Consider the following 22,037-nt stretch of genomic DNA (forward strand, 5'->3'; position numbering starts at 1 on the left):
GATGAAGAGGCAGTTGTTGGGCGTGCTCGCGCTGGCGGGCGTCGCGATGATTCCGGTGCAGGGCTTCGGCCAGGCCCAGCCTGCGGCCGAGGCGACCCAGCGTCAGGTCGGTGCGGAAGTGCTGTTCTGGTCGCAGGCGCAGCGCGATTCGAACTTCCCGGCGATGGAGAAGATCTTCCCGGGCAACGTCATCAAGGCGGACCCCGCCAGGGTGCGTGCGCTGCCGGCCGGAACGCCGTTGCCGATAGCGGCTGCTGATGTGGACGCGTTCATGAGTTCGATGAACGTCGCGGGCCTGATCGTGCTGCAGGACGGCAAGGTGCGGCTCGAACGCTATGCGCGCGGGTTTTCGGCGGAAGGACGCTGGACCAGCTTCTCGGTCGCCAAGTCCTTTACCTCGACCCTGGTCGGCGCGGCGATCAAGGACGGTTTCATCAAATCGCTCGACGATCCGGTGACTCGTTACATCCCCGATCTGGCAGGCAGTGGTTATGACGGGGTGACCGTCGCGCAGCTCATGACGATGACCTCGGGCGTCAAATGGAACGAGGATTATACCGATCCCAAGTCCGACGTGGCGCGGATGTTCCTGGAGCCGGTGCCGGCGGGCGTCGATCCGACCGTGTTCTTCATGCGCAAGCTGCCGCGCGAGACGGCGCCGGGCACGAAATGGGTCTACAAGACGGGCGAGACCAACCTGATCGGCGTGCTGGTGCGCCGCGCCACTGGCAAGACGCTCGCTGCCTATGCCGAGGAGAAGATCTGGAAGCCGGCGGGGCTGGAGCGCGACGGTTTCTGGATGAAGGACCAGACCGGCGCCGAGGTCAGCGGCTGCTGCCTGTCGGTGTCGCTGCGTGACTATGCGCGCTTCGGGCAGTTCACGCTCGAGGGTGGCAAGGGCGTGGTCGCGCCGGGCTGGTTCGCCGAGGCGACCAGGGCGCATGCCGAGGTGGCGCCTGGTGGCTATGGTTATGGCTATCAATGGTGGACCTATCCCGAGGGCCGCTACGGTGCACAGGGGATTTTCGGGCAGATGATCACGATCGATCCGGCGTCGAAGCTGGTGATCGCGATGGTCAGCGCCGCGCCCAAGGCGAGCGAGCGATCGCTGACGCTCGCGCGGCTGGCGTTTTTCGAGAAGCTGATGGCGGCGGCGAAGTGAGCATGTCCCCTCCCGCAAGCGGGAGGGGAGAAGGTCAGTCGATCCGCTCGAAATGGCCGTTCTCGAAATCGCCGGCGATCAGCGCGACGAGGCGATCGGCCACGACTTCCGGCGCCTTCACCGAGGCAGGATCCTCACCCGGATAAGCCCGCTCGCGCATCTTCGTCCGCGTCGCACCGGGATCGACGATGGCGGTACGGATGCTGCTGATATGCTCCATCTCGTCGCCATAGGCGCCGACCAGGGTCTCGAACGCTGCCTTGGAGGCGCCGTAGAGGCCCCAATAGGCGCGCGGCGTGCGGCTGACGCTCGAGGTGATGCCGATCACCCGGGCGCGCTTCGATTTGCGCAGCATCGGGTCGAACGCCGTGATCAGCGCGGCCTGGGCGCTGACGTTGAGGGTCAGGACGGTTGCGAGTTCCTTGTGGTCGATCGCCGGCACGGCGGCGAGGCTGCCCAGGGTCGCGGCGTTCATCACCATGATGTCGAGCTGCGGCCAGCGCTCGCCGATCGCGGCACCGAGACGGGCGATGCTGTCGGTCTCGGTCAGGTCGAGCGGCGCGATGGTCGCGCTGCCGCCGGCGTCGAAGATCTCGGTCTCGACCTGTTCGAGATCCTTGGCGGTGCGCGCGGTGATGACGACGTGCGCGCCGGCTGCCGCCAGGGCTTTGGCGGTCGCCGCGCCGATGCCGCGGCTGGCGCCGGTGACGAGGGCGATCTGGTTGGCGAGGGGCTTGTCGGTCATGCTCGTCTCTCTTCGTCACCGGTCCGCACAACGGACGCGGCGGCGCTTGCACCACGGTGGATGCCGGAACAAGTCCGGCATGACGGGTTTTGCTAGATCACGCGCTCCGCGAGGAGGGCGAACTGGTCGACCGAGGCGACTTCGTCCTGGTCGGTCAAGGTCGTCGGGTAATCCCCGGTGAAGCAGGCGTCGCAGTGGCTCGGGCGGATATCGGCGCGGCAGGGCTCACCAAGGGCCTTGTACAGGCCGTCGATCGAGACGAACGCCAGGCTGTCCGCCTGGATATAGGTGTTCATCTCTTCGATGTTCTTGGTCGCCGCGAGCAGTTTGGCCCGCTCCGGCGTGTCGACGCCGTAGAAGCAGCTGTGCCGGGTCGGGGGGCTGGCAATGCGCATATGCACTTCCGCCGCGCCGGCTTCGCGCATCATCTGCACGATCTTGAGGCTGGTGGTGCCGCGCACGATCGAATCGTCGATCAGCACGATGCGCTGGCCCTTGATCAGCGCGCGGTTGGCATTGTGTTTCAGCTTCACGCCGAGATGGCGGACCTTGTCGCCCGGCTGGATGAAGGTGCGGCCGACATAATGCGAGCGGATGATGCCGAGCTCGAACGGGATGCCGGACTGCTGGGCATAGCCGAGCGCCGCGGGCGTGCCCGAATCGGGCACCGGGATGATCAGGTCGGCATCGACCGGGCTCTCGATCGCGAGCTGCGCGCCGATCGCCTTGCGCACGGTATAGACGCTGCGATCGTCCGAAATCGAATCGGGGCGCGAGAAATAGACATATTCGAAGATGCAGGGCCGCGGCGAGACCGGTGCGAAAGGACGGTGCGAGCTGATCTCGGTACCGCGCACGATGACCAGTTCGCCCGGCTCGATCGAACGGACATATTCGGCGCCGACCACGTCGAGCGCCACGGTCTCCGAAGCGAAGATCACCGCGCCGTCGAGCGTGCCCATCACCAGCGGCCGGATGCCGAGCGGATCGCGGCAGGCGATCATGCCCTCCGGGGTCATCACGATCAACGAATAGGCGCCCTCGACTCGCTTCAGCGCATCGATGAACTTGTCGACGAAGGTGCGGTAGCTGGAGGTCGCGACGAGATGGATGATCGTCTCGGTATCCGAGGTCGACTGGAAAATCGAACCGCGCTGGACGAGATCGCGGCGCAGGCGCATCGCGTTGGAAATATTACCGTTATGCGCAATCGCGAAGCCGCCCGACGCGAGATCGGCGTAAAGCGGCTGAACGTTGCGCAGGGCCGTCTCGCCGGTCGTCGAATAGCGGACATGGCCGCACGCGACCGTGCCGCGCAGCGCGCCGATGACGTCGTCGCGGTCGAAATTGCCGGCGACATGGCCCATCGCGCGGTGGGTGTGGAATTCGGCGCCGTCGAAGCTGGTGATACCAGCCGCCTCCTGGCCGCGGTGCTGCAGCGCGTGGAGTCCGAGCGCCACGAGGGCGGCTGCGCCCTCGCTGCCGGATACGCCAAAAATGCCGCACTCTTCGCGCAGCTTGTCGTCATCAAATGGATTCGTTGTAAGCATGGCGCCCTTCGGGGGGTAGCGTCGCCCGCCATATAGGGGCGCCTTTCGGCTTTGTCGCGCTTTTGTCACATGGATTAATCGCCAACCGTCGCATTGGCGGTTTTGCGTGGGTCGCGCTAAGCGTCGTGCATGCCTGATTCCCGCGATACCGGCCTTGTGCTCGACCCGAAATACGATGCGGCCGGCCTGATCACCGCCGTTGCAACCGATCGCACCACGGGCGAGGTGCTGATGCTCGCCCATATGAACGCCGAGGCGCTGGCCGCCACGGTGGAGACGAAAGAGGCGCATTTCTGGTCGCGCAGCCGCGGGCGGCTCTGGAAGAAGGGCGAGTCGTCGGGCCATGTGCTGCGAGTCGCGGACATCCGGATCGACTGCGACCAGGATGCGGTGTGGCTGATCGTCGATGCCGCCGGCCCGGCCTGCCACACTGGCGAGCGCAGCTGCTTCTATCGCCGGATCGACGGCGACCGACTCGCGCCGATCGAATGAAACGCGGGCTGCCGTTCGCCCTGCTGTTGGTCCTCGCCGGTTGCGGGGGCGACGAGCCCAAGCCGGCGAGCAATGCGACCGCCGCGAGCGGCCTCGAGGCCGCGGCGATCGAGGCGGGGGTGATTCCCGATCCGAACAGCACCGACATCACGGGGCTCTATGCGCGTGATACCGACCGGGTCTGCATCGTGCCCAGCACCACAGCGTACCGCGTCGGCGTGTTCGTCGACTATGGCGACAAGGTGAGTTGCGGCGGCTCCGGTACGATCACGCGGGTGGGCGAGAAGCTCCAGCTCGAATTCGACGGGGTGGAAGGATGCAGCTTCGAGGCGCGCTTCGAGGGAGACCGGATCGTGTTTCCCGGCACTTTGCCCAATGCCTGCCAGAAACTTTGCGTTCAGCGGGCGTCGATGGCGGCGCTCGACGTGACCCGGCTGAGCGAGTCGGTTTCCGAGGCCTCGACCTTGCGCGACGGGAAGGGCAAACTGCTCTGCAGCAGCGGCGGATGAGCTTGACGTTCACGTAAACGGCACCTAATTTGCCAGCATGTCGACAGCCGCTGCCCCCATTGCCGCCTCCGTCGCCGCCTATGCCGCGATCGAGCGTCATCCCGATCGCGATCACTTCTCGATCTCCGACCTGTCCGCCGAGTTCGGCGTGACCGCCCGAGCGCTCCGATTCTACGAGGATGAAGGCTTGATCGCGCCCGAGCGGCGCGGCACCGCCCGCATCTATTCGCAGCGTGACCGTGCGCGGCTCGCCTGGATCCTGCGCGGCAAGCGCGTGGGTTTCAGCCTCGCCGAGATTCGCGAGATGATCGACCTCTACGATATCGGCGACGGCCGGCAGGTGCAGCGCGCGGTGACGATCGATCGCTGCCGCCAGCGCGTGTCGCTGCTGACGTCACAAAAGCAGGATATCGACGCGGCGATCGACGAACTGAACGATTTCATCACCCTGCTCGAAACCCATGGCGCGCAAGGCCGCCTGAAGGACTGATATCATGCCGCAATATACCCCGCCCGTGCGCGACACGCGCTTCATCCTGGAGCATGTGGTCGGTCTCGATCGCTATGCGAACCTGCCCGGCTTCGCCAACGCGACCCCCGATGTGGTCGATGCAGTGCTCGACGAAGGCGGCCGGTTCGTGGCGGAGGTGCTGTTCCCGCTCAACCAGTCGGGCGACCTCGAGGGCTGCACGCGCCATGAGGACGGTTCGGTGACGACGCCCAAGGGTTTCAAGGAAGCCTATGACAAGTTCGTCGAATCGGGCTGGGGTACCTTGTCCGCGCCGGCCGAGTTTGGCGGGCAAGAGATGCCGCACGTCGTCTCGACGGCGTTCCAGGAATATATGATCTCCTCGAACATGGCGTTCGCCATGTATCCGGGCCTCACGCATGGTGCGATCGCCGCGCTGCTGGTCAAGGGCACCGACGAGCAGAAGGCGAAATACGTCCCCCATATGGTCTCGGGCAAATGGGGCGGGACGATGAACCTGACCGAGCCGCAATGCGGCACCGATCTCGGCCTGATCCGCACCCGCGCCGAGCCGCAGCCCGGCGGGTCCTATTCGATCACCGGCACGAAGATTTTCATCTCGTCGGGCGAGCATGATCTGACCGAGAACATCATCCATCTCGTCCTGGCCAAGACGCCGGGCGCGCCGGAAAGTTCGAAGGGCATTTCGCTGTTCGTGGTGCCGAAGTTCCTCGTCAATGACGATGGGTCGCTTGGCGCGCGCAATGCGGTGTCGTGCGGCTCGATCGAACACAAGATGGGTATTCACGCCAATTCGACCTGCGTGATGAACTATGACGGCGCCACCGGCTGGCTGGTCGGCGAGGAGATGAAGGGCCTTGCCGCGATGTTCATCATGATGAACGCGGCGCGCCTCGGCGTGGGCCTTCAGGGGCTGGGTGTTGCCGAGACGGCGTACCAGAACGCCGTCCAGTATGCGCATGACCGGCGCCAGGGTCGCTCGCTGACCGGCGCCAAGGATCCGCAAGAAAAGGCCGATACGCTGTTCGTTCACCCGGATATCCGCCGGATGCTGATGGATGCCAAGGCGCTGACCGAGGGTCTGCGGGCCTTGTGCCTCTGGGGTGCGCTCCAGGTCGATCTCGAGCATGCCGCGGGGAATGAGGAGGAGCGCCAGCTTGCCGAGGACCTGATCGGCCTGCTGACCCCGGTCATCAAAGGCTATGGCACCGACAAGGGCTACGAGATCGCGACCAACGCGCAGCAGGTCTATGGCGGCCATGGCTACATCGCCGAATGGGGCATGGAGCAATATGTCCGCGATGCCCGCATCTCGATGATCTATGAAGGCACCAACGGCATCCAGGCGATGGACCTGGTCGGCCGCAAGCTCGCCATGAATGGCGGCCGCGCGGTGCAGGCGTTCTTCCGGGTCGTCGGCGAGGATGTCGCGGCCGGCAAGGCCGATCCCGCCACTGCCGATTTCGCGACGCGTCTCGAAAAGGCCAATGGCGAGCTGCAGCAGGCGACGGTCTGGTTCCTCCAGAACGGCATGCAGAACCCCGACAATGTCGGCGCGGGCGCGCAGCCCTATCTGCACCTGATGGGCATCGTCGCGGTCGGCTTGATGTGGCTGCGCATGGCCTCGGCCGCCGCGAAGCTGAAGGCGGCGGGAGAAGGCGATGCCGCGTTCCTCGACGCAAAGCTGGTGACCGCACGCTATTTCGCCGAGCGGATCATGCCCGATGCGGGTGCGCTGCGTCGCAAGATCGAGGGCGGGGCGGAAGCGCTGATGACCCTGCCGCCGGAGATGTTCGTGGCGGCCTGAGCGTCTGGGCGTTCGACTAGGTCGGGCGCGAGCGCCAATCAATTCCGTCATGCCGGACTTGTTCCGGCATCCACTGTTCCGCAGGAGTCGACGCGGTTTTGTACGCGGCACGATGGACCCCGGAACAAGTCCGGGGTGACGTTAAAGGGGACTGGTTCGCCTCCTAACGGAGCGGAGGCTGCGTCGCCGGCGCTGGCGGTGCCGTGACAGGCTTGGTGGGCGGGGGCGTCTCCGCCTTCCGCCGCACGCCCGACAGCTCCGGTATCGGCCTGATCGTCGCGGTCACGGGCGGCGGTGAGACTCTGGTTGTCCCGCTCAGGCTCTCCAGCTTGAAATTGTCCACTTGCCGCGCGACCGGGACCAGTACCTGGAGCTTCATGCACTGGCTGAACTCGGCCCGCTTGAACTCGGTGCAGTTCCACAGCGCCTTGTCGTAGTTGCGGGACTTGTCGCGCAGATAGCTGAACGACATCGCCGCGATCTGGGTCGGCTGCAGCGGCAGGGCGCCCGGGGTCTTGGCCTTGCTCGTCCAGCCCATGACCTTGCAATAGGGCCGCTCGCCGCAAGTGCGCGTAGCGAGCAGCGCATAGGCGTCGGGCGGCATGCGCGGATCGAGCGTCAGCAGGAAGCTGTTGGCATCCGTCGTCAGGGCGGGTGGCAAGACCGCGCCCGCCGCTGCCGCTTCGGCAACGGTCGCTGAGGCATCTACCAGCGCGGCACCGGTCTTGTGGGCATCCGAATAAAGCCCAAGCTGGGCGATGACCGGCTCGTCCGACGAGACATGGCGGTTGAACGCAGGCGGCGTGCCCCACCAGCCGGTCCAGCGGAAGAACAGATGCGTGCGAACCGCGGCGATCTTGTCGAGGCTCGACTGCCAATAGGGCACGACCCAGTCGGTATGGTAATGAGTCGCATAGCCGACCGGCTTGTAGACGGCACCATCGAGCGCGAGCGTGGCGGTTTCGCGCGCGCGCACCCAGGCGGCATCGGACCAGCGATGGCGGACCAGCGCACCGTCGCACGTGAAGGTGAACTGGCACCCGGTCACGCGTTCGGATCCCTGGAACACCACGCCGCAGATCGTCTTGGGAAAGGCGGGATGGCGCGCGCGGTTGATCACGACCTGCGCCACGGAGCGCTGGCCCAGCGTATCGTCGCCCGCTTCGTAGAGCACGCCGGCGGCCAGGCAGTCGATCGCCCGGGCGCGTTGCTCGTCGGTGCCGACGAACTTGAAGGCGCGCGCCGCCGGATTGGGGCCGGTCGAGAAGGGGACGGACGCGTTGTAGGCGCGGGCATCGTCGGGATCGAGATTCTGGAACGCGACGGGCTCGACCGGCGGCAATTCGGCCTTGGGCACGACTCGCTGCGGCAGGCGCTTGACCGGATGGTGGGGCACGACCGGCGGCGCGTTGCGGACGACGAGCGCCGGCGCTGCGATCGCCGAGATCGCGACCAGCAACAGCAGGAGGTTCAGGCCGAAACCGGGATTGCCCGGCGGGGCGGAGGGCTGGGACATAAGCGAGGAGGTTTCAGCGATGAAGGGAGCGACGCGGAAGGGAGGTCAAGAGCGGCTCCTGGCGGCGATGAGGAGGGGGCCTTTACCCCAGAACGCTTCGGATGCGAAATGGTTCGCAGGAGTCTCGTAGAGGGACAGCGGCGCATCGGGCCGGAGAAACGGCCTGGCTCGCAGAACAGCTGGTGACGTCCGAGTCGCGCGGCGACGGTGCCTGTCGTGCTGAGTCGCCTGCCCGACCAGAACTGCCCTCAGAAGCAGGCCGAACGCTTCGGTCGTCTTGAGGACCCGCTGCACGTCGCTCGGTCCCATCGGGGCCGCGAACGGTCATTGAGGTAAGTCTGCTGAAGACGCTCCGGGCGTTGGCCGCGTCACGCCGGCTACGGCGTTGGCGTCGTCATTCGCCCTGGAAAAGGCCCCGCTGCATGGGGGTCGCTGCCGTCGCGGCCGCGGCCCATTATTCCGGCCAGAATCCCGTGGCTTCGCACAGATCCCATTGATCGGCGGCATTGATGCTGCAGGCCTGATCACCCCTGGCGCATTTCTGGAACGCCGCCTGATAGCGCTTGTAGCAGCTCTTCGGGGCAATGGCGGCGGGCAGGCTGACCTTGGCCGGAATGGGGATCACCGCCGCCACGGCGACGGCGGGAATGGGCTTCGGCGCCTCCCGCGTAGCAGTGGCCGCCGCTGCCGCGCCCTCGCCATGCTGCCCGAAAATCATCGGCCAAACCAGAAACAGCGCCAGCATCACGCTGACGCAAATCATCGCCCTGCGCATTTTCCCACCCCTCGCAACGCCCCCGCGTCGACCATCGAGATATAGCCGAAGTGGATGCTTTGCGCGAGATTAACTTTCCGGCAGGAAGTCCGGCACGGAGAGGTAGCGCTCCCCGGTATCATAGTTGAATCCGAGCACCCGGACGCCGTCGGGCAGGTCGGGCAGCTTCTGCTGGATCGCGGCCAGGGTCGCGCCCGAGCTGATGCCGACCAGCATGCCTTCTTCCCGCGCAGCGCGGCGGGCCATCTCTTTTGCGACGGCCGCATCGACCTCGATCGCGCCGTCGATCGCCTGGGTATGGAGGTTGGCCGGGATGAAGCCGGCGCCGATGCCCTGGATCGGATGCGGTCCGGGCTGGCCGCCCGAGATGACCGGCGAGGCCTGGGGCTCGACCGCATAGACCTTCAGGTGCGGCCATTCCTTCTTCAGCGTCTCGGCGACGCCAGTGATGTGGCCGCCGGTGCCGACGCCGGTGATGATCACGTCGATCGGCGAATCGCGGAAGTCGTTCAGGATCTCCTGCGCGGTGGTGCGCACATGGACATCGATATTGGCCGGGTTCTCGAACTGCTGCGGCATCCAGCTGTTCGGCGTCTGCGACACGAGCTCGAGCGCGCGCTCGATCGCGCCCTTCATGCCCTTTTCACGCGGCGTGAGATCGAAGGTCGCGCCGTATGCGAGCATCAGGCGGCGGCGTTCGAGCGACATGCTCTCGGGCATGACCAGCACGAGCTTGTAGCCTTTCACCGCGGCGACCATCGCCAGGCCGACGCCGGTGTTGCCGCTGGTCGGCTCGATGATCGTGCCGCCGGGCTTGAGATCGCCCGACTTCTCGGCCGCCTCGATCATGCTGAGCGCGATGCGATCCTTGATCGACCCGCCGGGATTGGAGCGTTCGGACTTGATCCATACCTCGGCGCCGGGGAACAGCTTCTGCACGCGGATGTGCGGGGTGTTGCCGATCGTCTCGAGGATCGTGTTGGCTTTCATCGTGCGGCCTCCATCTCAATATCTGCGGCGTCTTGTGGCGTCGTGGGTGGATCGAATGTACGGGCGTTGCGGATGCTCGGGAAGAGCCAGGTCCATAATATGGTGACGACGATCGCGCCGCCGCCACCGACCAGCACGGCGCCGATCGGGCCCAGCGCGGAGGCGAGAAAGCCCGATTCGGCTTCGCCCAGCTCGTTGGAGGCGGAAATGGTCAGCTGCGAGACGGCGCCGACCCGGCCGCGCTTGTCGTCCGGCGTGTGGAGCTGGATCAGCGACTGACGGATATAGACCGAGAACATGTCGGCGGCGCCGGCGATGGAGAGCGCGATCAGGCTGAACAGCATCGAGGTCGACAGGCCGAACAGCACCGTTGCCGAGCCATAGACCAGCACGGCACCGAGCATCTTCGGCCCGACATTGGTCTTCAAGGGCCGGAAGGAGAAGAACAGCGCGGTCAACGACGCGCCGACGGCGGGTGCGGCGGCGAGCGCGCTGAGCCCTTGCGGCCCGACCTTCAGGATGTCGTACGCATAGATCGGCAACAGCGCGCTGGTGCCCGCGAGGAACACGGCGAACAGATCGAGGGTGATCGTCCCCAGGATCATCTTGTTCTGCCAGACATAAGCGAGCCCATCGGCGATCTGCTTGAGCGGATGCGCGGTGCTGACCGCGATGGTGCGTGCGACCGGGCCGATCATCATCAGGCAGATCAGCGCCCCGCTGAACAGCGCGGTCGCAAGGAAATAGGCGGCCGAGGGCGCAAAGGAATAAGCGAATCCGCCGATCGCGGGGCCGATGATCGTGCCGACCTGCCAGGAGATCGAGCTGAGCGCGATCGCGGTCGGCAGCACTTCGCGCGGGACGAGATTCGGCGCCAGGGCGGAGAAAGCGGGGCCGGCAAAGGCGCGGCCGAGGCCCAGCAGCACGGCGACCGAGAACAATACCGGCAGCGACATCCAGCCCTCATAGGTCGCCATCGCCAGGATGAAGGCGCAGAGGATCTGGAGCGATACCGTGACGCGGGTGATCCACCGTCGATCGAATCGGTCGGCCACCCATCCGGTGACGGGGGTCGTCAGGAACAGCGGCACGAACTGCAACAGGCCGATCAGGCCGAGCTGCGCCGCGGCGGCGGCGGGCGACATCATCATCGTCTCGCGCGCGATGGTGTAGGTCTGCCAGCCGATCACGATGATCATGCCGTTCTGCGCCAGCGTCATGCAGAAGCGGGCGGCCCAATAGGCCCTGAAATTGGCGATGCGGAACGGGTGGGGAGGCGAATCCATGTAAGGGCGGCTTTAGGCCCCCGATCCTTCGCGGGGCAATCGCCGATTGCTTGGGGGCGTGAAACTTCTCATGTTCCGGGGCGATTGATGTCCGGGACGAAACGGGCCTATAGGCTCGCCGTCCTCCCCTACGGAAACGAGGTTTCCCTCACGTGGCCAAAGCCCCTGCTGCTCGTAAAGCCGAGCCCCTGACGCCCAATCGCGAGCGTCCCGACGAACCCAAGCCCTACAAGGCGTCCAAGGAAGAGTTGCTCGACTTCTACAAGCAGATGCTGCTCATCCGCCGCTTCGAAGAGAAGGCGGGTCAGCTTTACGGCCTCGGCCTGATCGGCGGTTTTTGTCACCTCTATATCGGCCAGGAAGCCGTCGCGGTCGGCCTGCAATCGGCGCTGACCGAGAAGGACAGCGTGATCACCGGCTATCGCGACCATGGTCACATGCTGTTGTGCGGGATCCCGCCGCAGGACGTGATGGCCGAGCTGACGGGACGCCAGGCCGGCATCTCGAAGGGCAAGGGCGGCTCGATGCACATGTTCAGCGTCGAGCATAAATTCTATGGCGGCCACGGCATCGTCGGCGCGCAGGTCTCGCTCGGCACCGGGCTTGGCTTCAGCCATAAATACAAGGGCGATGGCGGCGTGTGCCTCGCCTATTTCGGCGACGGCGCCTCGAATCAGGGCCAGGTGTACGAAAGCTTCAACATGGCCGAGCTGTGGAAGCTGCCGGTCATCTACGTCATCGAGAACAACCAGTACGCCATGGGCACGAGCGTCAACCGCTCGTCGTCCGAGGACCAGCTCTATCGCCGCGGCGAGAGCTTCCGCATCCCCGGCATCCAGGTCGACGGCATGGACGTGCTGGCGTGTCGCGGCGCGGCCGAAGAGGCGCTGGCCTGGGTCCGCGCGGGCAAGGGGCCGATCATCCTCGAGATGAAGACGTACCGGTATCGCGGCCACTCGATGTCCGACCCGGCAAAGTACCGCAGCCGCGAGGAGGTCCAGGCCGTTCGCGACAAGTCCGACCCGATCGAGCATGTGAAGAAGCTGCTCGAGGAGCTGGGCGCGAAGGAAGACGAGTTCAAGAAGGTCGATCAGGAGATCCGTAAGGTCGTGAACGAAGCCGCCGATTTCGCCGAACAGACGCCTGAACCGGAGCCGTCCGAGCTCTACACCGACGTGCTGGTGGAGAAATACTGATGGCGATCGAGATCAAGATGCCGGCGCTTTCCCCCACGATGGAGGAAGGCACGCTCGCCAAGTGGCTCGTCAAGGAAGGCGACACGGTCAAGTCCGGCGACATCATGGCCGAGATCGAGACCGACAAGGCGACGATGGAGTTCGAGGCAGTCGACGAAGGCACGATCGGGAAGATCCTGGTCGCCGAGGGTACCGACAATGTGAAGGTCGGCACCGTCATCGCGACGCTCAATGCCGAGGGCGAGGAGGCGTCGACCGCCGCGCCCGCTCCGGCCGCCGAGAAGGCGCCCGAGGCGCCGGCGGAGCAGAAGGCCGAGGCGACGCCTGAGCCGAAGCAGGTCGAGACCGGTGCGCGCCAGATGTACGAAGCGGCGAAGAATGACGGCCCGACCGACCCGGCGATCCCGGCCGGCACCGAGATGGTCAAGCTGACGCTGCGCGAGGCGCTGCGCGATGCGATGGCCGAGGAGATGCGCAAGGACGACCGCGTCTTCGTGATGGGCGAGGAAGTCGCGCAATATCAGGGCGCCTACAAGGTGACCCAGGGCCTGCTCGACGAGTTCGGCGACAAGCGCGTGATCGACACGCCGATTACGGAATATGGCTTTGCCGGTGTGGGTACGGGCGCGGCGATGGGCGGGCTTCGCCCGATCGTCGAGTTCATGACCTTCAACTTCGCGATGCAGGCGATCGACCACATCGTGAACTCGGCGGCCAAGACCAACTATATGTCCGGCGGCCAGATGCGCTGCCCGATCGTGTTCCGCGGGCCGAACGGCGCTGCGTCGCGCGTGGGGGCGCAGCATTCGCAGAATTACGGCCCCTGGTATGCCAGCGTGCCGGGCCTGATCGTGATCGCGCCTTATGACGCGGCCGATGCCAAGGGCCTGCTCAAGGCAGCGATCCGCAGCGAGGATCCGGTCGTGTTCCTCGAGAACGAGCTGCTCTATGGCCGCACCTTCGAGGTGCCGGCGCTCGACGATTACGTCCTGCCGATCGGAAAGGCGCGGATCATGCGCGAGGGCAAGGACGTGACGATCGTCAGCTATTCGATCGGTGTCGGCCTGGCGCTCGAAGCCGCCGAGACCTTGGCGGGCGAGGGCATCGAGGCCGAGGTGATCGATCTGCGCACCTTGCGTCCGCTGGACAAGCAGGCAGTGCTCAAGAGTCTCAAGAAGACCAACCGCATGGTGGTGGTCGAAGAGGGCTGGGCGACCTGCTCGATCAGCTCCGAAATCGTCGCGATCGCGATGGAGGAAGGGTTCGACGACCTCGACGCGCCGGTGCTGCGCGTGACCAACGAGGACGTGCCGCTGCCCTATGCCGCCAATCTCGAAAAGCTGGCGCTGATCAATACCGACAAGATCATCGCGGCGGTGAAGAAGGTGACGTACCGGGGCTGATCGCCCCGGTCGTCGACCTAGCAGGTTGCGATCGCTGCGCCGGCCGTGTTGTAGATCTGGGTCAGGTCGCGCCGGTCGCGGACCGCCATCGAGGCGATCTCGGTGAAGGTCGTCGTCGGGGCGAGCGTGCCGCGGCCGACCAGTGGGACATAGGTGTAGAACACCTCGACGAACATCGTCGCGTTGCCGCTCTGCGCCGTCACCTGGCGGCCGGTCGGGCCGACGCCGGTCAGGTTGGTCGTGCCGGAGGTGCTTGGATATTGCCGGGCATAGCTGGTCTTCAGGCCGTAGCAGCGCCGCCACCCGACCTTATATTTGCCGGTATTGGCCGAATCCTCCTCGATGTCGGAGAGGATGACCCGGCCGTTGGTCCTGAGATCGAGTTCGCCCGACTGCATCTGCGCGCCGGTGAACAGGTCGTTGATGTCGGTCTCGGTAATCGTCTTGGCCGAGAGCTGGCTGCCGCTGCCCATGCGCGCCGCATCGTCGGCGATGTGCAGGGCGAGCTGGCTGATGCGCATCTTGGCGGTGATGTAATTGGTCATCTCGGCACCGGTGAGCGCCATGGTCAGGAACACCGGCAGGATGAACGCGAATTCGAGCAGCGCGAGGCCGCTCTTGTCATCCCGCAGCCGCGTGGCAACGCTGGTCAGGCGCGCGATCATGGGCAATTCCTCACAGTCGGTGTGCCGTAGCTGCCCTGATCCGCATAGGGCTGGTTCGCCAGGACGGTCGCGGCGCTGATGACGGTCGTGTTCGATCCGCCGATGATGCGGTAAAGCGGGAAGAAGCGCGGATAGCTCATGCTCACGGTATAGACGGCCTTGTCCTTCGCGCCGCCCTGGCCGCCATTGCCGCCATCGGCATCCCAGCTGCTGTTGTTGTTGGCGTCCTGATAGGGCTCTCCCGCGTCGCAGGTGCCGTTGTGGTTGGTGTCGGTCCACGCCTCGGCCTGGGCGGCCGACGCGGTGGAGAAGGTGCGGTAATAGCGCCGCGTGATCGTGACGTTGGCGTTGTTGGCGATCGCCTTGACCGACGCCCGCACCTTGTTGTCCAGCACCGTCTGCTGAGCGGTGGTCGTGCCCGATTCGAGCGATGCATCGCGTGCCACCTTCTGCACGATGCCCTGCAACACTGACCGCATGTACAGCGAATGGGCCGTATCGAACGCGCCGAGCAGCAACAGGCCCATGACGGGCGCGATCATCGCAAACTCAACGATCGTCGAGCCGCGCCGGTCAACGGCGACACGCCGCAGCAGGCGGTGGGGCAGAGGACGCCGGGTCATTTGGTTAGCCTCAACTGGGAGATCTGGTTCGCGATGCTAGCAAACGTCGTCTGCAGGGTTGCCGAGTTGCGCGCCGTGAAATAGCGGCCGGGCGAAGCGCAGGTTTCGAGCCGACTCTCAGTGGTGGTGTTCGAGCCGCTGCCGAACGAGATCACCCACAAGGTGATGTTCTTGTTCTTGACCGCGGTGCAGAGCGCTTCGAGCCGGTAGTTGATCTGGTTGTTCAGCGAGGTCATGCCGCCATTGATGCCGGCGCAATCATTTGCTGTGCCGACGTCAGTCGTCGTTCGCTGGTCCCAGAAGGCGACGCCATAGGCTGCGTAGTCGCAATTCTGCGATACCGCGTCGCCGTCGGTCATGAAGATCATGTGGCGCTCGATCTCGGCGCCGCCCGGGGTGAGGGCGTTCTCGGAGGCGAAGATGCCGGTCGGTGACATCAGCCGGGCGCCCCACAACATGCCGATGTCGTGATAGGTGTTGCCGGTCGGCACGAGGCTGTCGACATAGCCATCGAAGGTCGTGGCATCTGGCCAGGACTGCAGCTTCTTCGCCTGGGTCGGGCAATAATAGGAAACGCCGTTATAATAATTGGTCGTCGTGCCGAGCACGTTCGTCCGGCTTGCCTGGCTATATTGCGAGGTGATCGAGCGCATATAGATGAGCTCGGGAAGCGCGGGCCCCCACAAGGTGGTCGCGTCCCCGGACGACGGAACGAGATCGATGTTGAGATCCTTCGCACCGCTCGGAATCGGATCATAGTCGGTGGCCTGCACGGTCGGGCGGCGCTCCTCGATACAGCCGTCCCAGGTGATCGTGCGGTCGGTGCCGTTGGCGCCGATCGGCGCGGTGAAGGTGTTGTTCCAGCTGCTGCCGCCGGCCTTGAGGCCGCTGATGTTGATCGGCGCATCCTTATAGTCCCAGCTGGCGAATTGCGGGACATAGGTGGTGGTGGCGTCGGTGCGCGCGCGCCGGCAGCTGCGGTTGGTGCCGCTGTCGTCCGACGAGCCGCTCCAGCCCCATTCGCCGGTTCCGCCGGCGGTCGCGGTGCCGTCGCTGTTGAAGGTCACCACGACGGTAGGCGTCGGCGAGGGGCCGCCCGATGTGGTGGCGGTGGGGGTGAAGCTGCCGAACGACTGATTGTTCATGTATTTGAGACAGTCGCTCTGCGAGATCGCGCCGCCGCTATAGACCTGCCAATAGGGCCCATTGCTCGTGGTCCCCGGCGGATTCCAGTTCGCGACGCGGGTCTGATAGTTCCAGCTATCAGCCAGATAGCTGTTCGGCAGGAGTCTCCCGACGTTCACGTTGGTTGAATAGGGTACGAAGCCGAAGCGGATCTGGACCTGGGTGCCGGTGCCGCTGGTGCCTGGATTGCCGGTGGTACAATTGGCGTCGGTGTCGAGGCGCGCGACGATCTCGTAGAAGCATTTGACCGCCGTTCTCAGGCTTTCCATCTTCGTGTCGGGGTCGGTCGACACGGCCTTTTGATCCATCGACCCGGTGTTATCGAGCACGAACATGATATCAGTGTTGGGCAGCCGCATCTCGGCGTCGCACGTGACGCTGAGCGTCGCATAGGCCCAGTCCTTGGTCACGACCTTGACCAGGGTCATCTGCAGTTCGACCGAGGCGGTGCCGGTGACCTTGCCCGCGCTTTCGGCAAAGGCCTTGGTGAGGTTGCGGGTGCCGTAGCTGTTGGGCGCGAAGTTCGCGTCGAAGAACTGGACGGCCGTCGTGTTGGGCATGCCGTTGCTCTGCGACCAGGCGCCGCCACCCATCGCCTTGCGCCCGGCGAGTGCCCCGGCGTCACAGGCGTGTTGCAGCCGCGTCTTGGTGATGTACATCCGGCTGATGTCGATACCGCCGCCAACCAGCCCTGCCAGGGGGACCAACGCGATCGCCATGATCGCCAGCGCATTGCCCCGCACATCGCGTGCGAGCCGGCTCAAAAAGCCAAGCGGCGTCGCTAGCATCTTCGGCTTCTTCCCCAGCATTCGCGTGCCCCACCCGATAGAAACAGTTCCCGGTCGATGCAGTATGCGGGGGGAAGGGATAATCGCGGCTCAAGCGACATGGTTAACGCGGCGGTTACCAAATGCTTTTCCAACGGCCTGCTGGTGAGTGGGCCGGTGAGCGGGGAGGAGAGGGGGCGGGACCCCGAACGCGGCCTCGCGCTGGCCTATGCGCCGCGGGCGACGCTGCCCGCCATCAGCGCGCTGTTCGCGCTCGACGATAGCCTCGCATCGGTCCTGCGGACGACGCGCGAACCGATGGTCGGCCAGATGCGGCTGACCTGGTGGCACGAGGCGCTGACCAGGCTCGATACCGCACCGCCGCCGGCCGAGCCGGTGCTGCAGGCGCTGGCGCTGCATGTCGTGCCGAACGGCGTCTCCGGCGCCCGGCTGGCCTGGATGATCGAGGGCTGGGAGGAACTGCTGGAGCCCGAGCTGAACGACGACGCAGTCGCCCGGCATGCCGCGCGGCGCGGCGGCAAACTGTTCGAGATGGCGGGCCTGTTGCTGGGCGCGACGCAGACCGATCCACTGACGGCGGCGGGGGAAGGGTGGGCACTCGCCGACCTTGCCCGCCACTTGAGCGACCGGGCGTTGGCGGCGCGAGTCCTGGCGCGCGCCGCCGCGCCGATCGCGCGCGCCACGCGCGTGCGCTGGAGTCGGGCGGCACGGCCGCTGGGCGCCCTGGCCCATATCGCGCGCTTGAATCTCGCCGTGCCGCTCGACCAGCCCGTGCCGGCGGGCGCGCCGGGCCGGGTCGCGCGGCTGCTGCTGCACCGATTGACCGGCCGCTAGGCTTTCGCGGCTGTTGGAAAGGCGATAGCTTTTCCAACAGGAGCTGGAAGGAGAGTGGGGATGTGGCGTTATGTCGCGGGCGGCGCTTCGGCGTTGTTGCTGGTCACTGCGGGAGTTATGCTGTCGACCGGCAAGGCGCGGCCGCCATCGCTGCTGGCGGCGCAGCCGGCCGCGGCGGCCGTGCAGGGCGATCCGCTCCCTGCCGGCGTGCCCGAGGCAAGCGAGCGCACCCGCGAGCAGAAGCGGTTCGACCGCTACGACAAGGATCGCAACGCGCAGGTGACGCAGGAGGAATATCTCGCCCAGCGCCGCAAGGCGTATGCGAAGCTCGACGCCAACCATGACGGCCAGCTCTCGTTCGACGAATGGGCGGTGAAGACGACGACGAAATTCGCGGAGGCCGACAAGGACAAATCGGGCGCGATGACTCCGGTCGAGTTCGCGACGACCGCGCCGAAGCGCACGGTCAAACGTCAGCCCAATTGCCCGCCGGCACAGGCGCCGCGCGAGGACGAGGAGACCTGAAAACCTCCAACATTATCGCTGGTCCGGCGGTTTGTTTTTTCTTCCGCTGTTATGTTGGAGTTCGGGCCGGAAATCGTGATGCGTTTCCAGTGACTTGGGGCGGCTTTTCCCTGTTATGGAATAACAGCGGAAAACGTGGCGGTAACAGCGGAAAAAAGGTCATTATTTTCCGCTGTTCCCGGCGGAAAACCGTCCAACAAAATCGACCATGTCAAAGAGCGTGTCGAGCGCGCGAGCTCGGGAAACTGGTCGCGCGGGCTGCCACGATCTCGTCGGTTGTTGAATCAAGGGAGCAGGATCAGGCGGCCAGCCATTCCCCGAATGCCGCGCGGGCGCGGTCGGTGTACATCTTCTTGCGATCGGCCTTTTTCGTGCGGCCGGGGATCGGCGGCATCAGGCCGAAATTGACGTTCATCGGCTGATAGGACTCGGCGACCGCGGCACCGGTAATGTGGTGGAGCAGTGCTCCGAACGCCGTCTCGACCGGCGGCGGCGCGAGGCTGCGTCCGCCAAGCTCGGCCGCGGCGAAGCGGCCGGCGAGCAGGCCGATCGCGGCGCTTTCGATATAGCCCTCGCAGCCAGTGATCTGGCCGGCGAAGCGGATGTTGGGCTTGTTCTTCAGCCGCAATGTTGCGTCGAGCAACTCGGGTGAGCGGATGAAGGTGTTGCGGTGCAGCCCGCCCAATCGTGCGAACTCGGCATTCTCCAGCCCCGGGATGGTGCGGAACAGGCTGACCTGTTCGGCATGCTTCAGCTTGGTCTGGAAACCGACGATGTTCCACAAGGTGCCCTGCGCATTGTCCTGGCGGAGCTGGACCACGGCATGCGGCCAGCGGCCGGTGCGCGGATCGTCGAGGCCGACCGGCTTCATCGGGCCGAAGCGCAAGGTGTCGAAGCCGCGCTCCGCCATCACTTCGATCGGCATACAGCCTTCGAAATAGGGCGTGTCCTTCTCCCATTCCTTGAAGTCGGTCTTGTCGCCCGCGATCAGCCCGGCGTGGAAGGCGGCATATTGCTCCTTGTCCATCGCGCAGTTGATGTAATCCTTGCCCTCGCCCTTGTTCCAGCGGGATTGGAACCAGGCGGTTTCCATGTCGATCGAGTCGAAATGGACGATCGGCGCGATGGCGTCGAAGAAAGCGAGCGAGTCAGCGCCGGTCGCGGCGCCGATGCTCGAGGCGAGGCCGGCGGCGGTGAGGGGGCCGGTGGCGATGATGGCGAGGCCGTCATCGGGCAGGGCGTCGACTCGCTCGCGCACCACAGTGATATTGGGATGCGCGGTGATCGCAGCGGTGACGCCGGCAGAGAAGCCGTCGCGGTCGACGGCGAGCGCCGAGCCGGCGGGCACCTTGTGGATATCGCCTTCGCGCATGATCAGCGAGCCGAGCGCGCGCATTTCGGCATGGAGCAGGCCGACCGCGTTGCTGACCGCGTCGTCCGAGCGGAAGCTGTTCGAGCAGACCAGTTCCGCCAGGCCGTCGGTGTGGTGCGCCGGCGTCATCTCGCCCGAGCCGCGCATTTCGGAAAGCTTCACCTTGAAGCCGGCCTCGGCAAGCTGCCACGCGGCTTCGGAACCGGCGAGGCCGCCGCCGATGATATGGATGTCGTGAGTCATGGCGCGGGCAGATAGCAGCGTGTCCGGCGATCGGCCAGCCGTGGCCGATTCTCGTCGGGTCAGGCCGTCAGGCGCGGCCCTGTCCGTTGCGGATCAATCGCCACGACGCTATATCGCCGGTGTCGGAAAAGGCTGACTTGGTTTGGTAAGCCCAAGTCCTTTCGGAAGCGAAAGCTCTGGTCTCCTGCCTGGTGCATGAGGTCCCCACGACGAACATGGGACGCTGCCCGCGCGCCCAGTGTTCGTCCGTGTGGTTCTCGAACCGACGAACCGCTCCGGTCGAACACCGACAAGGGAGTAGGTCATGCACAACCACCCGGTTCTCCATGATGTCGTGATTGCCGGCGCCGGCCCCGTCGGCTTGTTTCTCGCCTGTGAGTTACGGCTCGCCGGCCTTTCGGTGCTGGTGCTGGAGCGGGAGGAGGATCCGCGCGCGCCGTTGAAGCGGCTTCCCTTCGGCATGCGCGGCCTTTCGGCACCCACGATCGAGGCGTTCTACCGTCGCGGCATGCTGGACGACCTCGCGGTGCCTGAACACGCGAAGGATGACTCGGGCAACAGCGTGGCGCGTGTCGCGCATTGGATGCAGCAGCCGCGCCGCCCGGCCGGGCATTTTGCCGGCATTCAATTCTATCACGACGCCATCGACGCCTCGAAATGGTCCTATCGCCTGCCGAGTCCGGCCGGCACGAGCATGGCGGTCACGATGGAGCATCTCGAAATGCTGTTGGCCGCTCGGGCAAGCGCGATGGGGATCGAGATCAGGCATGGCCTCGGCGTCGAGGATTTCGAGCAGTCGGACGAGGAGGTGGCCCTTCGCGCTGGCGGGGAGACTTTTCGCGGGCGCTGGCTCGTCGGCTGCGATGGCGGCCGCAGCACGGTGCGCAAGACTGGCGGCTTCGAATTCGTCGGCACCGATCCCGAGTTCACCGGCTATTCGGTCGAGGTTGAATTGGCTGATCCGAAGAAGCTCAAGCCGGGTCGCCACTATACGCCGACAGGCATGTACACTTATGCGAGGCCCGGGACGATCGCGATGGTCGAGTTCGACGGGGGCGCTTTCCATAGGGTCCGGCCGATCACGCGCGAGCATGTGCAAGCGGTCTTGCGCCGGGTGTCCGGTACGGATGTCAGCCTGACGGCCCTCCGCCTAGCCACCACCTGGACAGATCGCGCGTTCCAGGCGACGGCGTACCGCAAGGGGCGCGTATTGCTCGCGGGCGACGCCGCACACGTGCATTCTCCCCTGGGCGGCCAGGGGCTCAACCTCGGGCTCGGCGATGCGATGAACCTGGGCTGGAAGCTCGCTGCCGCGATCCGCGGTGACGCGCCGGCCGATCTGCTCGACAGCTATCAGAGCGAGCGGCATCCGGTGGGGGTGCAAATCCTCGACTGGTCGCGCGCGCAGGTCGCGCTGATGCGTCCCAGCCGGAGCACGCGCGCGCTCGAAGCCATCATCCGTGACCTCATCGAGACCCGCGATGGCGCGACCTATTTCGCCGAGCGTGTATGGGGTGTTTCCCTCCGCTACGATCTTGGCGGCGACCATATGCTCATCGGCCGCAGTGTCCCTGATTTCGAACTGGTCGGGGGGACGAAGATCGGGGCGCTCCTGACCGAGGGGAAGGGTCTTTTCCTGGACTTCGAGTCTCGCGCACCACTTCAGGCGCTTGCACGCCGCTGGAACGGGCGGATCACCTATATCGCAGGTGAGGCCAAGGATCGGCTTGGCTCGAGCGCGGTGCTTGTGCGCCCCGACGGTGTCGTTGCCTGGGCCAGTGAGGATGCCGCTGACGAAGGCGCAGTTTCCAGGGCCGCGTCACGCTGGTTCGGCGACGCTGAAGAGGCGCCTGAATCCGCCTGACGCTTTCCGACACCGCG

20 protein-coding genes are annotated in these 22,037 nt (G+C 65.6%); 10 read left to right on the plus strand and 10 right to left on the minus strand.

What is annotated here, in order from left to right:
- Nucleotide 1 precedes the first annotated feature (1 nt).
- Nucleotides 2-1,162, plus strand: a complete 1,161-nt coding sequence (locus WC729_RS13400; protein WP_372853523.1) for a serine hydrolase domain-containing protein — start codon at nucleotides 2-4, stop codon at nucleotides 1,160-1,162.
- Nucleotides 1,163-1,196: 34 nt separating this feature from the next.
- Here WC729_RS13400 and WC729_RS13405 read toward each other — a convergent pair whose 3' ends face one another.
- Both WC729_RS13405 and purF read right to left on the minus strand, forming a co-directional pair.
- On the minus strand, nucleotides 1,197-1,907 hold the full coding sequence (locus tag WC729_RS13405; protein ID WP_372853525.1) for an SDR family NAD(P)-dependent oxidoreductase: 711 nt from the start codon (nucleotides 1,905-1,907) through the stop codon (nucleotides 1,197-1,199).
- 92 nt (nucleotides 1,908-1,999) lie between these two features.
- Nucleotides 2,000-3,457, minus strand: a complete 1,458-nt coding sequence (gene purF, locus WC729_RS13410; protein WP_372853527.1) for an amidophosphoribosyltransferase — start codon at nucleotides 3,455-3,457, stop codon at nucleotides 2,000-2,002.
- 129 nt (nucleotides 3,458-3,586) lie between these two features.
- Here purF and hisI point away from each other — a divergent pair, with 129 nt between their 5' ends.
- From hisI to WC729_RS13430, 4 genes are read left to right on the plus strand one after another with little or no spacing between them, the layout of a single operon-like run.
- Entirely contained in the window at nucleotides 3,587-3,949 is a 363-nt protein-coding gene (gene hisI / locus WC729_RS13415) for a phosphoribosyl-AMP cyclohydrolase (RefSeq protein WP_372853529.1), read from the plus strand.
- Nucleotides 3,946-4,458 carry a hypothetical protein gene (locus tag WC729_RS13420; RefSeq protein ID WP_372853531.1) on the plus strand — a complete coding sequence of 171 codons (513 nt, stop codon included), beginning with the start codon at nucleotides 3,946-3,948 and terminating at the stop codon, nucleotides 4,456-4,458. Before hisI ends, WC729_RS13420 begins: the two co-directional genes overlap by 4 nt.
- Nucleotides 4,459-4,495: 37 nt before the next feature.
- Nucleotides 4,496-4,948, plus strand: coding sequence for a MerR family DNA-binding transcriptional regulator (locus WC729_RS13425; protein WP_372853533.1), 453 nt, complete (start codon nucleotides 4,496-4,498; stop codon nucleotides 4,946-4,948).
- Nucleotides 4,949-4,952: 4 nt separating this feature from the next.
- Entirely contained in the window at nucleotides 4,953-6,755 is a 1,803-nt protein-coding gene (locus WC729_RS13430) for an acyl-CoA dehydrogenase C-terminal domain-containing protein (RefSeq protein WP_372853535.1), read from the plus strand.
- A 163-nt stretch (nucleotides 6,756-6,918) separates the two neighbouring features.
- On the opposite strand, the gene WC729_RS13435 is transcribed toward WC729_RS13430, so the two are convergent.
- The 4 genes from WC729_RS13435 to WC729_RS13450 all read right to left on the minus strand — a co-directional run bounded on the left by WC729_RS13435 (nucleotide 6,919) and on the right by WC729_RS13450 (nucleotide 11,322).
- Nucleotides 6,919-8,271 (minus strand): cell wall hydrolase, encoded by a 1,353-nt coding sequence (locus tag WC729_RS13435; protein ID WP_372853537.1) that lies wholly within the window; start codon nucleotides 8,269-8,271, stop codon nucleotides 6,919-6,921.
- Nucleotides 8,272-8,725: 454 nt separating this feature from the next.
- Nucleotides 8,726-9,019, minus strand: a complete 294-nt coding sequence (locus tag WC729_RS13440; protein WP_372853539.1) for a hypothetical protein — start codon at nucleotides 9,017-9,019, stop codon at nucleotides 8,726-8,728.
- Nucleotides 9,020-9,115: 96 nt separating this feature from the next.
- Complete coding sequence (cysK, locus tag WC729_RS13445) at nucleotides 9,116-10,036, minus strand: cysteine synthase A (RefSeq protein ID WP_372853541.1); 921 nt, start codon at nucleotides 10,034-10,036, stop codon at nucleotides 9,116-9,118.
- Nucleotides 10,033-11,322, minus strand: coding sequence for an MFS transporter (locus WC729_RS13450; RefSeq protein WP_372853543.1), 1,290 nt, complete (start codon nucleotides 11,320-11,322; stop codon nucleotides 10,033-10,035). The genes cysK and WC729_RS13450 overlap by 4 nt, the downstream gene beginning before the upstream one ends.
- A gap of 152 nt (nucleotides 11,323-11,474) precedes the next feature.
- On the opposite strand from WC729_RS13450, the gene pdhA reads away from it, so the two are divergent.
- Nucleotides 11,475-12,518 (plus strand): pyruvate dehydrogenase (acetyl-transferring) E1 component subunit alpha, encoded by a 1,044-nt coding sequence (gene pdhA, locus WC729_RS13455; RefSeq protein WP_372853545.1) that lies wholly within the window; start codon nucleotides 11,475-11,477, stop codon nucleotides 12,516-12,518.
- The gene (locus WC729_RS13460) at nucleotides 12,518-13,921 is read left to right on the plus strand and encodes a pyruvate dehydrogenase complex E1 component subunit beta (RefSeq protein WP_372853547.1); all 1,404 of its coding nucleotides are present in this window, start codon (nucleotides 12,518-12,520) and stop codon (nucleotides 13,919-13,921) included. Before pdhA ends, WC729_RS13460 begins: the two co-directional genes overlap by 1 nt.
- A gap of 17 nt (nucleotides 13,922-13,938) precedes the next feature.
- Here WC729_RS13460 and WC729_RS13465 read toward each other — a convergent pair whose 3' ends face one another.
- From WC729_RS13465 to WC729_RS13475, 3 genes are read right to left on the minus strand one after another with little or no spacing between them, the layout of a single operon-like run.
- Nucleotides 13,939-14,586, minus strand: coding sequence for a TadE/TadG family type IV pilus assembly protein (locus WC729_RS13465; protein ID WP_372853549.1), 648 nt, complete (start codon nucleotides 14,584-14,586; stop codon nucleotides 13,939-13,941).
- Complete coding sequence (locus WC729_RS13470; protein ID WP_372853551.1) at nucleotides 14,583-15,209, minus strand: TadE/TadG family type IV pilus assembly protein; 627 nt, start codon at nucleotides 15,207-15,209, stop codon at nucleotides 14,583-14,585. Before WC729_RS13470 ends, WC729_RS13465 begins: the two co-directional genes overlap by 4 nt.
- The gene (locus tag WC729_RS13475) at nucleotides 15,206-17,203 is read right to left on the minus strand and encodes a pilus assembly protein TadG-related protein (RefSeq protein WP_372853553.1); all 1,998 of its coding nucleotides are present in this window, start codon (nucleotides 17,201-17,203) and stop codon (nucleotides 15,206-15,208) included. Before WC729_RS13475 ends, WC729_RS13470 begins: the two co-directional genes overlap by 4 nt.
- 78 nt (nucleotides 17,204-17,281) lie before the next feature.
- Between WC729_RS13475 and WC729_RS13480 the strand changes: the two genes are divergently transcribed.
- Together WC729_RS13480 and WC729_RS13485 are read left to right on the plus strand one after the other, a co-directional pair.
- Nucleotides 17,282-18,016 carry a squalene/phytoene synthase family protein gene (locus WC729_RS13480; protein ID WP_372853555.1) on the plus strand — a complete coding sequence of 245 codons (735 nt, stop codon included), beginning with the start codon at nucleotides 17,282-17,284 and terminating at the stop codon, nucleotides 18,014-18,016.
- Between the two features lie 60 nt (nucleotides 18,017-18,076).
- Nucleotides 18,077-18,541 (plus strand): histidine kinase, encoded by a 465-nt coding sequence (locus tag WC729_RS13485; protein ID WP_372853557.1) that lies wholly within the window; start codon nucleotides 18,077-18,079, stop codon nucleotides 18,539-18,541.
- A 298-nt stretch (nucleotides 18,542-18,839) separates the two neighbouring features.
- Here WC729_RS13485 and trmFO read toward each other — a convergent pair whose 3' ends face one another.
- Nucleotides 18,840-20,156, minus strand: a complete 1,317-nt coding sequence (gene trmFO, locus WC729_RS13490) for a methylenetetrahydrofolate--tRNA-(uracil(54)-C(5))-methyltransferase (FADH(2)-oxidizing) TrmFO (RefSeq protein ID WP_372853559.1) — start codon at nucleotides 20,154-20,156, stop codon at nucleotides 18,840-18,842.
- A 304-nt stretch (nucleotides 20,157-20,460) separates the two neighbouring features.
- Between trmFO and WC729_RS13495 the strand changes: the two genes are divergently transcribed.
- Nucleotides 20,461-22,020 carry an FAD-dependent monooxygenase gene (locus tag WC729_RS13495; RefSeq protein ID WP_372853561.1) on the plus strand — a complete coding sequence of 520 codons (1,560 nt, stop codon included), beginning with the start codon at nucleotides 20,461-20,463 and terminating at the stop codon, nucleotides 22,018-22,020.
- Nucleotides 22,021-22,037: the final 17 nt, after the last annotated feature.

This window comes from Sphingomonas sp. (assembly GCF_041661825.1).
Classification (GTDB): Bacteria; Pseudomonadota; Alphaproteobacteria; order Sphingomonadales; family Sphingomonadaceae; genus Sphingomonas.

Coding starts and splice junctions, on each gene's coding strand:
- WC729_RS13420 (WP_372853531.1), top strand. CDS start 3,946: ATGAAACGCGGGCTGCCGTTCGCCCTGCTGTTGGTCCTCGCCGGTTGC.
- WC729_RS13460 (WP_372853547.1), top strand. CDS start 12,518: ATGGCGATCGAGATCAAGATGCCGGCGCTTTCCCCCACGATGGAGGAA.
- WC729_RS13450 (WP_372853543.1), bottom strand. CDS start 11,322: ATGGATTCGCCTCCCCACCCGTTCCGCATCGCCAATTTCAGGGCCTAT.
- WC729_RS13425 (WP_372853533.1), top strand. CDS start 4,496: ATGTCGACAGCCGCTGCCCCCATTGCCGCCTCCGTCGCCGCCTATGCC.
- WC729_RS13435 (WP_372853537.1), bottom strand. CDS start 8,271: ATGTCCCAGCCCTCCGCCCCGCCGGGCAATCCCGGTTTCGGCCTGAAC.
- cysK (WP_372853541.1), bottom strand. CDS start 10,036: ATGAAAGCCAACACGATCCTCGAGACGATCGGCAACACCCCGCACATC.
- WC729_RS13465 (WP_372853549.1), bottom strand. CDS start 14,586: ATGATCGCGCGCCTGACCAGCGTTGCCACGCGGCTGCGGGATGACAAG.
- WC729_RS13430 (WP_372853535.1), top strand. CDS start 4,953: ATGCCGCAATATACCCCGCCCGTGCGCGACACGCGCTTCATCCTGGAG.
- WC729_RS13475 (WP_372853553.1), bottom strand. CDS start 17,203: ATGCTGGGGAAGAAGCCGAAGATGCTAGCGACGCCGCTTGGCTTTTTG.
- WC729_RS13400 (WP_372853523.1), top strand. CDS start 2: ATGAAGAGGCAGTTGTTGGGCGTGCTCGCGCTGGCGGGCGTCGCGATG.
- WC729_RS13470 (WP_372853551.1), bottom strand. CDS start 15,209: ATGACCCGGCGTCCTCTGCCCCACCGCCTGCTGCGGCGTGTCGCCGTT.
- WC729_RS13495 (WP_372853561.1), top strand. CDS start 20,461: ATGCACAACCACCCGGTTCTCCATGATGTCGTGATTGCCGGCGCCGGC.
- WC729_RS13480 (WP_372853555.1), top strand. CDS start 17,282: ATGGTTAACGCGGCGGTTACCAAATGCTTTTCCAACGGCCTGCTGGTG.
- WC729_RS13405 (WP_372853525.1), bottom strand. CDS start 1,907: ATGACCGACAAGCCCCTCGCCAACCAGATCGCCCTCGTCACCGGCGCC.
- WC729_RS13485 (WP_372853557.1), top strand. CDS start 18,077: ATGTGGCGTTATGTCGCGGGCGGCGCTTCGGCGTTGTTGCTGGTCACT.
- trmFO (WP_372853559.1), bottom strand. CDS start 20,156: ATGACTCACGACATCCATATCATCGGCGGCGGCCTCGCCGGTTCCGAA.
- purF (WP_372853527.1), bottom strand. CDS start 3,457: ATGCTTACAACGAATCCATTTGATGACGACAAGCTGCGCGAAGAGTGC.
- hisI (WP_372853529.1), top strand. CDS start 3,587: ATGCCTGATTCCCGCGATACCGGCCTTGTGCTCGACCCGAAATACGAT.